This is a genomic window from Siphonobacter sp. SORGH_AS_0500, from assembly GCF_002838835.1.
Taxonomy (GTDB): Bacteria; Bacteroidota; Bacteroidia; order Cytophagales; family Spirosomataceae; genus Siphonobacter.
The window spans coordinates 23,951-37,399 of record NZ_NHPP01000013.1; the positions used below are offsets into that span (position 1 = coordinate 23,951).

Below are 13,449 nucleotides of genomic sequence, written 5' to 3' on the forward strand. Positions count from 1 at the left end.
TGAATTGTATTTTTGTAAAAGGTAAAAAGTGAAGAGAGACGAGGGAATGACCTCGGGTCGGGTCGGCGGAGCAGACGAGTATACTATGGAGCGAACAACCAATTTTTTTGATACCAAGATTGAATTTCTCAAAGGCGTAGGTCCGCAAAAAGGAGCTTTGCTGAATACAGAACTGAATATTTTTACCTTCGGCGATCTTTTACAGCACTACCCTTTTCGCTACGAAGACCGCACTCGTTTTTATCGGATTTCGGAGTTAAGGGAAGATTTACCCGGGGCTCAGATCAAAGGTCGCCTGCGTACCTGGGAGGTAATCGGGGAAGGCCATAAAGCCCGGTTAGTTGCTCAGTTTAGCGATGGTTCTGGAACGATGGAGTTGGCCTGGTTTCAGGGCATTTCGTTCATGGAAAAATCCCTGCACCGGGATGGACAGTACGTAATCTACGGCAAGCCGACGAGCTTTAACGGTAAATTCCAGATGGTTCATCCTGAAATGGAGGTGCTGACGACTGAAAACGAAAAAGGGGGTCATTGGCAGCCCGTGTATAACCTTACAGAAAAGCTTCGTAAACGCTACATTGATGCTAAAGCCATTGCCAAATGGCAGCGACAGATTCTGGAACTGGCCGGACACCATATCCGGGAAACCTTACCGCCCTTTCTGATTGAGAAATATCGGTTGGCTTCGAAAATTCAGGCCTTGTGGGGAATCCATGTGCCGGGTAATGAGCAACACATCCATCAGGCCAAACGCCGACTGAAATTTGAAGAGTTATTCTACAATCAGTTACGGTTAATAAAACAGAAAATTCTTCGTCGGACGGAATACCCCGGACAGATTTTTTCGGGAACGCAGCTTATTCGGGAGTTTTATGATGCTCATTTACCTTTTGACCTGACCGGAGCTCAAAAACGGGTAATTCGGGAGATTTTCGAAGATATGCGTTCGGGGAAGCAAATGAACCGTCTGTTGCAGGGAGATGTAGGGTCAGGAAAAACGATTGTTGCTTTCATCTGTATGTTACTGGCTATCGAGAACGGAGCTCAGGCCTGCTTAATGGCTCCTACGGAAATCCTGGCCGATCAGCATTTTAAGGGTTTATTACCCTTTGCTGAGGCAATGGGTCTGGGAATGGGTAAATTAACCGGATCAACGCCCAAGAAAGAACGGAGAGTATTACACGAGGGTTTGCTGGACGGCTCGATTCAGATTGTAGTAGGAACGCACGCTTTGCTCGAAGACATCGTTCAGTTTAAGAACTTAGGTTTAGTGGTGATTGACGAACAGCATCGGTTCGGCGTAGCTCAGCGGGCCAAACTCTGGCAGAAAAATGAAGTCGTATATCCTCACATTCTGGTGATGACGGCCACGCCCATTCCCCGGACGTTGGCGATGACTTTGTACGGTGATCTGGATCTTTCGCAAATTGATGAGTTACCTCCCGGAAGAAAGCCAATAGTTACCCGCTGGAAATCCGATCAGCATCGGCTGGAAGTGTTTGGTTTTGTAAGAAATGAGTTACAGAAAGGTCGGCAGGTATATATCGTTTATCCATTAATTGAAGAATCCGAAAAGCTGGATTTCAAGGATTTGATGGATGGTTTTGAAAGCGTCAGTCGGGCTTTTCCGGAATATCAGATTAGTATCGTGCATGGCAAAATGCCCGCGAAGGACAAGGATTTTGAAATGCAGCGATTCGTGAGTCGGGAAACAATGATTATGGTTGCCACGACCGTAATCGAAGTAGGGGTTAACGTACCTAATGCCTCAGTGATGATTATTGAAAGTGCTGAACGCTTTGGCCTTTCGCAGTTGCACCAGCTTCGGGGCCGGGTTGGCCGGGGGGCTGATCAGAGTTACTGTATTTTGATGACGGGCCTTAAGCTCAGCACCGAAACCCGTACGCGAATGAAAGTAATGACCGAAACCAACGACGGCTTCGTCATTGCAGATACGGATTTGCGTCTTCGTGGTCCTGGCGATATGGCCGGAACCCAGCAAAGCGGTGTAGTGGATTTATTACTGGCCGATTTATCAAAAGACGGCGAAATCCTGAAAGCCGCCCGGGAATCGGCTCAGGAAATCCTAAACGAAGATGCCGAACTGGTATTACCGAAAAACCAGGCCATCCGTGAGCAACTCAATCATTTACGGGAGAATGAAAGTAACTGGGCGAGAATTAGTTAAGGTATGAATCTAATCATAATTAAATTGTTATAATTTTGTAATAACAGGAAGAGAATTATGATACAGACCGTTCGTAAAATAGGTAACTCACAGGGAATTTTACTACCTAAAGCAATGCTACAAAGTTTAGGCATTGAAAAAGAGGTAGAGGTAGAACTAACTACTGATGGAATTTTATTGAAAGCCATTCGTCCTCGCCATGATTGGGAAGCACGCTTTAAAGAAGCTCAGGACGATACTTCAGAAGAAGATTTGTTCGAAGGAATGAGTAATGATTTTGACGAGAAGGAATGGAATTGGTAAAACGTTTTTCAATTTGGTTAGTAAACCTGAATCCGACGCAGGGGAGTGAAATTTCGAAAACACGCCCTTGCGTAGTGATTTCTCCCGACGTAGTGAACAAATCTCTGAATACAGTTTTAGTTGCTCCATTAACTAGCACTATCAAAAAATACCCAACCCGGGTTCACTCTATGTTACAAGGCAGAGAAGGACAAATTGCTTTGGATCAGATAAGAGCTGTGGATAAATCTAGATTAAATAAGCAATTAGGTGAACTGGATACCCAAACGAGTAAAGAAGTTTGTACGGTATTACAGGAGTTATTTGCCTGGTGATGCCTCGTATGAACTAATAATATAGAGATAAATAGGAAATAGATCTGATCTGTAATTCATCCTCTTACATATCAGATACAGGAGTGATATAGGGGCTGAAAAGTAATACTCCCTGTAAGGTAGCAAGAGAAGTGTATATTAGACCCTTCGTGCCGTAAAAGGCTTTTCACTAATAAAGTGAAAGAGCCAGGCCATGCTTAAACAAAACAGAATACCTGCTGTTACATAAAGTCCATTTGCCGGAAGATAGCCCTGACGTGCATGCATGACTACGCCCGATAGAAAACAGAGAATAGGTACGTGAATCAGATAAAGGGTATAAGAAAAATCGCCTAGCTTTCGAGCCTTCCCCAAACCAATAAAAGCATTGCTACAAAGCACGAGGTATAGAAAAAGGATTATCCCAAGGGAAATCAGCAAGTCGCTTCCAACACTGCCAGAATACCTAGTCAGGGACAAAGTGAAAAGGATGATTACGTAGGAGACAACAAAGGGAGTCTTTAAGTCTTTCGAACGCAAATAATCTGCCAGCAGGACTCCCAAATACCAGATAATAAAGTAATCAAAAACGATAGTAAAGAGAGCAGGCTTAAAAGGAAACTCCCGATTGAGTATCCAAAGTACCAGAATAAATGCAGAGGTGAAAGACTTATTTTTTCGGAAAAGCCCGTATACAGGAATGTACAATATATAGAACCACCACTCGTAAGTGAGCGACCACAACGGACCATTGGTGCCCCAGGTAGGCGTGTACACATTCTGTACAAAAAGCAGATTACCAAGGAGGGTCTGTAAGCGATGGTCGGTCTGGATGAGAGCGTTAATGGAAGCGTAAGCGGTTTGAGAGTGGTAAATCGGGAATTTTAAAAATAGCCCCAGCTGGTCCAGCAAAAAGGTAAAGGCCAGTGCCGCTAGTAAAGGAGGGTAGATCCGCCGGATTCTTCGCAATAAATAGGCTTTCAGATCAAACGTTTTTTCCCGACAAAACCGCTTGTCCGTACTCCAGTGAATAACAAAGCCGGATAAGATAAAAAAAAATAAAACGGCCTGGTGGGCATACTGAAAAATCGATGAAAGCATACTCATAAAGCCGTCTGCATCTCCCGCCGTCAGCAATAACAGAGCATGAGCAATGAGTACGTAAAGAGCAGTCAGCCCGCGTAAGCTGTCCAGCAGAACTAAGTTTTCTGGAATGATCTTTCGTATTTGCATAAACTACGCTGTCTCGACAATAAGGCTGCTAGTGTGGGGTTGTTACCTCGATGGTTGGCAAAGGTATCCAGGAATCTTAATAGAAAATGGTATGTCCTAGCGTACCTTACTAAACCACGTTTGAACCCTGCTTGCCCATTACTTCTATTACCACTACTGGCGAAGCGGATTTGTAAAGCTCGCCTTACCCGAATAACACCAGGTATACATACCGTTGAAAACCAGAAGTAACAAGCTTTCGGAAAACATCCGATGTAAAGCTGCTTCATTAACAGAAAAGTAGAATCACAGAGGCAGAGGAAGACGGAAAGCACTGGGCTGTGGAAGCTTACTGCTATCTTTTCTCGCCCGAAAGTCCTATTTTTGTAAATCTATCGTCTTCCACTGAAGCGTGGAACGAAGTACATCGGCGTCATTGTTGATATTATAGATTCTAGTCTTTTGTTTCCATACCATAGCATCATGAATTTCCCCGAATACAAAAACCTCGATTATGCCGCCGTTGCCGATGAAATCCGGCAGTTCTGGAAAGAGAACCGGATTTTCGAGCAATCCATTGAACTGCGGGAAGGTAAACCCAGCTTTACGTTTTACGAAGGACCACCGTCGGCTAATGGTACGCCAGGTATCCACCACGTAATGGCTCGGTCCATTAAAGATATTTTCTGCCGTTACCAAACGCTGAAAGGGCGTCAGGTAAAACGCAAAGGTGGCTGGGATACGCACGGTCTGCCCATTGAATTACAGGTAGAAAAAGAGCTGGGTATTACGAAAGAAGATATTGGTAAGAAAATCAGCGTAGAGGAATACAACCGTAAATGCCGGGAAACCGTCATGCGGTATACCGATCAATGGAATGACCTGACCGAAAAAATGGGTTATTGGGTTGATCTGGACAGTCCCTACGTGACTTACCACAACGAATACATTGAAAGCGTCTGGCATCTGCTCAAGCGTTTGCACGAACAGGGTTTACTTTACAAAGGATATACCATCCAGCCTTACTCGCCTGCGGCGGGTACGGGACTGAGCTCGCACGAGCTGAACCAGCCTGGTACGTATAAGGAAGTAAAAGATGTTTCCATCGTGGCTCAGTTTAAAGTAAAACTGACGGGTAAATCGGGTTATTTATTCGATGCTGCCGACAGTGATGAAATCTATATTCTGGCCTGGACCACTACACCCTGGACATTACCTTCTAACTCGGCTCTGACCGTTGGGAAGAACATCACTTATCAGCTCATTCAGACTTATAACCCTTATACGCACCTGCCAGTTAACGTGGTTTGTGCAAAAGACCGGGTAGCTGCTTATTTTCCTGAAAAAGGAAAAGAGGGTGATCTATTCGCTTATCAGGCTGGGGATAAAGTAATTCCCTGGAAAGTGCTGATGGATCTGAAGGGGGAACACCTCGAAGGTATCGAATACGAACAGTTAATGCCTTACGTACAGCCTGAAACTCCGGCATTCCGGGTAATTTTAGGTGATTTCGTAACGACAGAAGACGGTACGGGTGTCGTTCACACAGCTCCTACTTTCGGAGCGGACGATTTCCGGGTAGCCCAGCAGAATGGCATTCCGGCGATCATGGTAAAGGACGAAATGGGTAAGGATGTTCCTCTGGTAGATAAACGCGGTCGTTTTGTCAAAGAGGTAACGGATTTCGCCGAAGAGTTTGTCAAAGAACAATACTTATCAGATGCTGAAAAGGAGGCCGAACGTGAAAAGCAGGGTCGGGATAAATACCTTTCAGTGGATGAACGCATCGGGATCTTACTGAAAACGGAGAACAAAGCCTTCAACGTTCAGAAGTTTGACCACACGTATCCGCACTGCTGGCGGACGGATAAACCCGTATTATATTATCCGCTGGATAGTTGGTTTATCAGAACAACGGCTAAAAAAGACGAACTCGTTGCTTTGAACAAAACGATTAACTGGAAACCCGAGAGCACGGGAACGGGTCGTTTTGGGAACTGGCTGGAAAATCTGGTGGACTGGAACTTAAGCCGGAGTCGTTATTGGGGAACGCCCCTGCCGATCTGGCGTAGTGAAGACGGTGAAGAAGTTTGCATCGGTTCCATTGAAGAGCTGAAAGCGGCTTTAACGAATGCATTAGCAAGTCCAGCCTTAACCGCCGAGCAGAAAGCATCCAACGAAAGTTATCTGGCGAAAGTGGGTACAGGAGATTTTGATTTACACCGTCCTTATGTCGATGATATCTACTTCGTTTCGGCGTCTGGTAAAGTAATGAAGCGGGAGTCCGATCTGATTGATGTGTGGTTTGATTCGGGAGCGATGCCTTATGCTCAGTGGCATTATCCCTTTGAAAATCAGGATATTTTTGAAAAGAGCTATCCTGCTGATTTCATCTCCGAAGGAGTTGATCAGACGCGGGGCTGGTTCTTTACTCTGCACGCAATCTCGGGGATGCTGAATAATTCAGTCGCCTTCAAGAACGTTGTTTCGACGGGTTTGGTACTGGACAAAGACGGCGAGAAAATGTCCAAGCGGAAGGGTAACGTAATCAATCCCTTTGAAGCTTTAGGCAAATACGGTACCGATCCGATTCGCTGGTACATGATTACGAACTCAAACCCCTGGGATAACCTGCGGTTTAATCTGGAAGGTGGCGTAACGGAAGTGCGTAATAAGTTTTTCGGCACGCTGACCAATACCTATAATTTCTTCGCTCTGTACGCGAATCTGGATGGATATACGGCGGATGAGGCCAACCGCGTGCCTTACGAGCAGTTAAGCGAAATGGATCGCTGGATTCTTTCAAAACTCAACTCGCTTATTAAGGATGTGGATGGTTTTTACGCTGATTACGAACCTACCAAAGCTGGAAGGGCAGTTCAGGATTTTGTGTCTGATCACTTATCTAACTGGTACGTTCGTCTGTCACGCCGACGTTTCTGGAAAGGTGAATTAACGGCTGATAAACGAGCTGCCTTCGAAACGTTGCAGGAGTGTCTGCTGAAAGTAGCTCAGTTAATGTCGCCGATTGCTCCGTTCTATTCCGACTGGTTATATCGGAATCTAACGATTGGTAATCGCGATTCGGTAGTGGCTTCTGTTCACTTGACGGACTTACAGGCGGCAAATCATAACTACATCGATCCAGAACTGGAAGCTTCCATGGAGCTGGCTCAGCGGGTGTCTTCGCTGGTTCACTCGATTCGGAAGGTTAATAAAATCAAAGTACGTCAGCCGCTTTCGCGGGTGCTGGTACCTGTACTTAACGAGTACACCAAACAGCGTCTGGCCCGGGTAGAAGAGCTGATTAAGGCCGAGGTAAACGTGAAGGCAGTAGAACTGCTGGACGATGCTTCAGGCGTACTGAACAAAAAAGTGAAGCCTAACTTCAAAGCTCTCGGACCCAAATTTGGACCGAAAATGAAAGAAGTAGCCGCTGGGATTCAGGCCATGAGTACGGCTGATATTGCCGAACTCGAAAAAGCCGGAACGCTGACGGTAGGCGGAGCTCATGAAATCACGGTTGCTGATGTAGAAATTCTGACCGAAGATTTACCCGGCTTCCTGACGGCTCAGGAAAATGGTTTGACGGTGGCTCTAGACGTAAGTATTTCGGAAGAATTACGCCACGAAGGTATCGCTCGCGAGTTTGTCAACCGGATTCAGAACCTGCGGAAAGACAGCGGTTTCGAAGTAGCTGACAAAATATCCATCTCCGTTTCAACGACGGAAGAACTGGTAAAAGCAGCCCTGGAAGCCAATCGTGAATACATCTGTACGGAAGTACAGGCTCTGAGTCTAAATGTACTTGAAACCCTAACAGATGCCGTCACAGTTGATCTGGACGAGGTAGAACTGAATGTGAAGGTGGAAGTGGTAAGCTAATTGATTCACTAATCAATAGTTATGAAAACGCTGGCAAGGCTATAATCTTGCCAGCGTTTTTTGTTTATAGCAAAAAATAGTTGACAAAATATTTTTCCATTAAGTAAAGTTTATTTTACATTTGGTAAAAATAACTTTCCTCTTTAACAACTATCTAATGCAATGAAAACTCGTTTCCTTTTTCCTCACTGGTGCAAGCCACTGGGCTGGTGGTTAGCCATTCCATTTCTGATTTTAGGTATCATTTATGTGAGCCGCTCAAATTTTATGGAACAATTTGAACCCTATGCAAGCTATTTTGAAGTTAAAATCCCTAAGTGGCTGGTGATAATCGATGATGAAGAAGACTTAGGCATTCAAAATTTCGTTAGCAACAATATTCTGGACGAAATCATTACCATTGGTCTTACGCTAGGGTTACTATTCGTGGCTTTTTCAAAAGAAAAAGTCGAAGATGAATGGGTGGCTCAGGTACGCCTTGAATCATTGCAATGGGGGGTGTTATTAAATACTGTTTTTATTATTCTGGCAACCTTGATGGTATATAGTTTCAAATACCTCGACGTTTTGATCTACAATGTCTTTACGACGTTGATCATTTTCATCGTCCGCTTTAACTGGGTTTTATACATTCAACCTTTTCTTTTTAAAGGAAAACGAGTGACGCCCATGATTTGAGATAAAAGAGGAAACACGCATGAAAAATACCATTCGCGTAGAGCGAGCGATTAAAGACATTACACAGGCTACGCTGGCGGAAGCCGTGCAGGTGTCCCGCCAAACAATTAATGCCATTGAAGCGAATAAATACGTGCCTTCTACGGTGCTGGCTCTCAAAATAGCCCAGTATTTCGGTAAACCGCTTGAGAGTATTTTTGAACTCGAAGAAGGTGATTAACTGAAAAAGCCAGCTCGACAAGCTTGTCGGGCTGGCTTTTGTGCACATCATCGTAGGGTTACTTCTTCACTACTGCAACCAATGCGGTTTCCTGTAGCTCCGCCGGACGGGTTTTCGTGTTAATAAACTTCATGGTTAGCTTACTGATGTGGTAATGTGGAAAGCGTTTCAGAATGGTTACTTCATAGCCTCGTTCACGTAACAGATCAAGGTATGAAGTTTCGATGAAGAGTGGGGTTTCAGCGGGAATTGAAGGTAACTCTTCCAGTATCGTTGCCGTATGGGGCACGTTCGCGTAAAACTCCAGAGCAAAATTGATGGGATTATTACGAATGACGGTAACGCCCTTTATTTCCGGGTGTTCATTAATATAATCTGCCGCGGTGTTCCCAGACTGATACCGAATAATGTCGGGGTACAACACCGCACTGTAAATTCCGTTCATCAGCACCGAAGCCATAAAGCATAACACGACGACGTTGGTAATGCTTTTGGCCGGAAAGAAATATAATAGACCTCCTGCGACAACAGCCACAACGATTCCTACCACTAAAGCATGATTGATATTAATGAGGTAAATTCCTAACAAGGTGCTCAAAAAAAGGATGATAGCAACGAAGTACTGAAAGTAAATGACCCGTTTTGTCGTCGTTTCCTTGGTGATCTGAGCTAGATAAAAAGCAGTCAGAATACTAAAGAAGGGAAACAGGATGTTCAGGTAATGCGGTAACTGAAATTTAGAAGCCGAGAAGATAATAAAGGAAAACACGGATGTTCCCACTACCACGTATTCACGATCTTTCCAGCCGTTTTTATTAAATAACCGCGTGAAAATAGCCACATATAATAAGGCCGACCAAGGCAGAAAAGCCCAGAGGAGCGTGTGGGTATAAAACAGCGGATCGCCACTGCCTTTGATGGGACCCGTATTCATAAACCGCCCAAACTGACTTTCCCAGAAGAAAAAGTAAAGCCCAGAAACGCCCGTTTTACCAAAAACTACCTTCTCTGGATGTAAGTCAAACTGCACATATAAGGTGTAAAGCTCTGGCATTGAAAAAAGAGCAGTCAGGAAAATCGCCAGATACCATTTGGGTGAGATAAATTGCTTCCAGTCGCCTTTGACAACCCATTCAATCACAAAACCAGCTCCGATAATAATAATCACGAAAAGCCCCTTAGTCATAATGGCCGCCGCCGTCCAGAGCGAACCCCAGAGAATAGGCCAGAGCGTGTGATTCCGATAGGCTTTGTAAAAGAAATAAACGCTGGCAATGCCCATTCCTGTTAGGTAAGGTTCCGCCCGTACATCGACGTTGGAGATCAGTAGGTGCTCGGCAGTCAGGTAAAAAAGTACGGCTAACTGAGCCACGGTAGTGGAATAAAGTAACCGGGCAAGTTGATAGGTGTAGTAAGCACCAGCCAGCCAAAAGAGGAAAGGCGGCAGTTTATAGCCAAAAGAGGTATACCCGAAAATTTTATAACTAATGGCCGTAACCCAGAATGGAAAGTGGGGCTTGTCGAGCCAGTCGTCGCCTTCAAGGGTCAGGTTAATGAAATCGTTGGCCTGAGCCATGTTTTTAGCAATGGTAGCGTAAAGCGTTCCGTCCGTTTCCAGGATGGGCGTAAAAAGGCCGAGGGCATTCAGAATAATCCCGAGAACAAGTAACCAGCTAAAATGACGTTGAAGGGTTGGCTCCAGCGGCGAACGAAGGCCAGCGGTCATACGACTGAAAGTAAAAAATCTGAGAAAAGAAATGAGCTTCAAAAGTAAGACCCCGAGCCGGGTTTCAGGATAATCGACCTCTAAAATCTTGGAAAAGGGATTTGGCCAGAGCCAATTTTACGGGAACTGGCACGGTATCTTTCGGGATATTTTCGCTTGTTTTACTCAACCTGAATCACGCAAAGGTTGTAATGGGTGCGAATCTTAACTCAAACCCAAGGCTCTATTTACTTCAGAAACGACATTTCAACGTATGATTAATCTGGATTTCCTGCAAAAAGTTTATTGGCGAAACACCGTTCAGGATTACCTCATTACCCTGGGGATAATCATGCTAGGTCTGCTGCTGGTAAGGCTTTTCAAAAAGTACATTATTGCCAAACTGAAGATTCTGACCAGCCGTACCAAGAGCTATTTTGACGATTACCTCGTCGATAGTATGGATCGTTTCGGGATACCAGCTCTGAACTTTGCGGTGATTTATTTCGCTCTGGATTTTCTCCGGCTTTCCCGAAAAGTAGATAAAATCGTTACCATTGCCACGACGATTATTATTACCATTCTCGTCATTCGGATTCTTTCATCGGCCATTTTATTACTTCTTCAGGCAAATCTGCGTCGACAGGCTCAGGGGGAGGAAAAAGTCAAGCAAATGGGCGGCTTAATGCTCATCATTAATAGTATCATCTGGATACTTGGCATTGTCTTTCTCATCGATAACCTGGGGTATAACGTCTCAACGATCATTGCCGGTCTGGGGATTGGGGGTATTGCTATCGCTCTGGCGGCTCAGAATATTCTTGGCGACGTCTTTAATTACTTCGTGATTTTCTTTGACCGTCCGTTTGAAGTGGGTGACTTCATCATCATCGATACCAAAATGGGCGTGGTGGATTACATTGGGCTGAAAACCACACGTATCAAAAGTCTTTCTGGCGAGATGCTGGTTTTTGCTAACAGTGATTTAACGGGCTCGCGTATTCACAATTACAAGAATATGCAACAGCGGCGGGTGGTTTTTAAAATTCAACTGGATTATAAAACGCCAGTGGAGCGGCTGGCCGAAGTATCGGCCCTGCTAAAACAGGTAGTGGAGGAGCAAAGTCCTGTTAGGTTTGACCGGGCTCATTTCATGAATTATGGAAGCTATGGCCTTGAATATGAGATTGTTTATTTTGTGCTTGATGCCGATTATACGGTTTATATGAATGTACACCAGCGGGTGAATATCCGTATTTATGAAGAGCTTCAGAAACGTGGCCTTGCCTTTGCCTTACCTACGCAGTATCTCTATATTTCAGGGATGGAAAAAGACACAGATTCATCCGCCCGGATGCAGTAGAATAAAAAGTAACGATTATTTCAGCATTTTACCTGAAATATCAAAAGTGTATTTTGCTGATTCCCAATAAAAAGTTATCTTTGCGACTCGTTTTACAGAACTGCTTGAATAAAGCTGATTCTCAAGAAATTAAGCCGGTCCCCGGTACATCGATAACTCATAAAATTGTATTACTATGGCACGGGTTTGTCAAATCACGGGCAAGAAAACGCAGACGGGTTTCAACGTCTCGCATGCCAACAACAAAACGAAGCGTAAGTTCTATCCAAACCTGCAGACGAAGAAATTCTTCATCCCTTCTACAGGTGAGTGGGTTCAGATCAAACTTTCTACGCAAGCAATCCGCACGATCAATAAGAAAGGCATTGAAGCCGTTCTGAAAGAAGTAGGAGCTCAATTCTAATTTATTAATTAGAAGAAAAAAGGCCTTGGCATTTTCGTGTCAAGGCCTTTTTTCGTTTGAGAATGACAAACCCATGCGAAAACTGATTACCTATCTGACTGATTTTATCCGGGAAGACTTTAAACCCTCGTTATACGGGGTAACGGCCCTCTACATGGCCGCCTGGATTACGCTGAATTATACGATTGATCTGGAAGATAGTATTATCGATAGTTATCGCGGTAGCTGGATTCGTCTGGTTTTGTTTTTTGTGCTTGATGTGACGGTCTACCTAAGCGTAGCGGCTTTCTGGCTGTTTTCGCACGGAAAGCAGACGATTCTAAAAACCCAAAAATTCTGGCTTTTCAGTGTATTTGGCCTGTTTATTATGGCCTGGTGGCAGGATTATACGGGTTACCAAAAGCTTACCGAGTTTCCGGTTTTTGAGCATATCTATAGTTTTGCTCATTACTGCTTTTCTAACCTGAGTTCAGCCCTGACCATTTGGTTACCCCTTTATATTTTCTACCGTTGGGTGGATCGGCAATCTTCTTACTTTTACGGTTTTCGGCCCGATGGAGCCAGCTTGAAAATGTACGGGTTAATGTTACTCCTTATGGTTCCATTAATTGGTTGGGCTTCTTTTCAACCGAGTTTTCTGCAAACCTATCCCGTTTATAAAGGATGGGGAGCGGCCGAAGCGTTGAAGGTACCTAATTGGGTAACTGCTCTTATTTTTGAATGCTGTTACGGTTTTGACTTTATTTCGACAGAATTACTCATCCGTGGGTTTCTGATTATTGGAATGGCCCAGATTCTAGGACGCGGAGCCGTGTTACCAATGGTTGCGGTGTATGCCTGCATTCATTTTGGTAAACCGCTTGGCGAAACCATTGGGTCCATTTTCGGCGGGTACATTCTGGGAATTCTGGCTTACGAAAGCCGTACGATCTGGGGAGGAATTGCCATTCACCTAGGTGTAGCCTGGCTGATGGAAATGGGAGCTTTTTTACAAAAGCTTTGGTAGGTATAGTTGAGGATGAAAAGAATTTTTGACTTGATTATCGACAAATAATCCACAGAATCAGGGATAATTTTGGTAATTAAAAAAGATCTTTAAACTTCAGTGAGTTTTATTGTCTGATTGTCAACTTATAGTAACAGAGCTCCTTAACGATAGAATTCAACGAAGTTATATGTTGAAAAAAGTACACTGATCA

11 protein-coding genes are annotated in these 13,449 nt (G+C 44.4%); 9 read left to right on the top strand and 2 right to left on the bottom strand.

Going from position 1 to position 13,449, the window contains the following annotated elements; genetic code table 11:
• Window positions 1-85 precede the first annotated feature (85 nt).
• Genes recG through BWI96_RS15325 form a run of 3 tightly spaced genes read left to right on the top strand, consistent with a single transcriptional unit; the run spans window position 86 to window position 2,805 of the window.
• Window positions 86-2,188 (top strand): ATP-dependent DNA helicase RecG, encoded by a 2,103-nt coding sequence (gene recG / locus BWI96_RS15315; protein ID WP_106637517.1) that lies wholly within the window; start codon window positions 86-88, stop codon window positions 2,186-2,188.
• A gap of 57 nt (window positions 2,189-2,245) precedes the next feature.
• Window positions 2,246-2,491, top strand: coding sequence for an AbrB/MazE/SpoVT family DNA-binding domain-containing protein (locus tag BWI96_RS15320; protein ID WP_106637428.1), 246 nt, complete (start codon window positions 2,246-2,248; stop codon window positions 2,489-2,491).
• Complete coding sequence (locus BWI96_RS15325; protein WP_106637429.1) at window positions 2,479-2,805, top strand: type II toxin-antitoxin system PemK/MazF family toxin; 327 nt, start codon at window positions 2,479-2,481, stop codon at window positions 2,803-2,805. Before BWI96_RS15320 ends, BWI96_RS15325 begins: the two co-directional genes overlap by 13 nt.
• Before the next feature lie 138 nt (window positions 2,806-2,943).
• On the opposite strand, the gene BWI96_RS15330 is transcribed toward BWI96_RS15325, so the two are convergent.
• On the bottom strand, window positions 2,944-4,017 hold the full coding sequence (locus BWI96_RS15330; protein WP_106637430.1) for an acyltransferase: 1,074 nt from the start codon (window positions 4,015-4,017) through the stop codon (window positions 2,944-2,946).
• A 462-nt stretch (window positions 4,018-4,479) separates the two neighbouring features.
• Between BWI96_RS15330 and ileS the strand changes: the two genes are divergently transcribed.
• From ileS to BWI96_RS15345, 3 genes are all read left to right on the top strand, one after another.
• Window positions 4,480-7,881, top strand: a complete 3,402-nt coding sequence (ileS, locus tag BWI96_RS15335; protein WP_106637431.1) for an isoleucine--tRNA ligase — start codon at window positions 4,480-4,482, stop codon at window positions 7,879-7,881.
• A 162-nt stretch (window positions 7,882-8,043) separates the two neighbouring features.
• Window positions 8,044-8,559 carry a hypothetical protein gene (locus tag BWI96_RS15340; RefSeq protein WP_106637432.1) on the top strand — a complete coding sequence of 172 codons (516 nt, stop codon included), beginning with the start codon at window positions 8,044-8,046 and terminating at the stop codon, window positions 8,557-8,559.
• Between the two features lie 19 nt (window positions 8,560-8,578).
• Window positions 8,579-8,779 carry a helix-turn-helix transcriptional regulator gene (locus tag BWI96_RS15345; RefSeq protein ID WP_106637433.1) on the top strand — a complete coding sequence of 67 codons (201 nt, stop codon included), beginning with the start codon at window positions 8,579-8,581 and terminating at the stop codon, window positions 8,777-8,779.
• Window positions 8,780-8,837: 58 nt separating this feature from the next.
• Here the strand turns inward: BWI96_RS15345 and BWI96_RS15350 are convergent, their stop codons facing one another.
• The gene (locus BWI96_RS15350) at window positions 8,838-10,505 is read right to left on the bottom strand and encodes a glycosyltransferase family 39 protein (protein ID WP_157830384.1); all 1,668 of its coding nucleotides are present in this window, start codon (window positions 10,503-10,505) and stop codon (window positions 8,838-8,840) included.
• A 253-nt stretch (window positions 10,506-10,758) separates the two neighbouring features.
• Between BWI96_RS15350 and BWI96_RS15355 the strand changes: the two genes are divergently transcribed.
• From BWI96_RS15355 to BWI96_RS15365, 3 genes are all read left to right on the top strand, one after another.
• Entirely contained in the window at window positions 10,759-11,847 is a 1,089-nt protein-coding gene (locus BWI96_RS15355) for a mechanosensitive ion channel family protein (protein ID WP_232793756.1), read from the top strand.
• A 175-nt stretch (window positions 11,848-12,022) separates the two neighbouring features.
• Window positions 12,023-12,250: a 50S ribosomal protein L28 gene (gene rpmB, locus BWI96_RS15360; protein WP_106637435.1), complete on the top strand. Its 228-nt coding sequence runs from the start codon at window positions 12,023-12,025 to the stop codon at window positions 12,248-12,250.
• Window positions 12,251-12,323: 73 nt separating this feature from the next.
• Window positions 12,324-13,256 (top strand): type II CAAX prenyl endopeptidase Rce1 family protein, encoded by a 933-nt coding sequence (locus BWI96_RS15365; protein WP_106637436.1) that lies wholly within the window; start codon window positions 12,324-12,326, stop codon window positions 13,254-13,256.
• Window positions 13,257-13,449 lie beyond the last annotated feature (193 nt).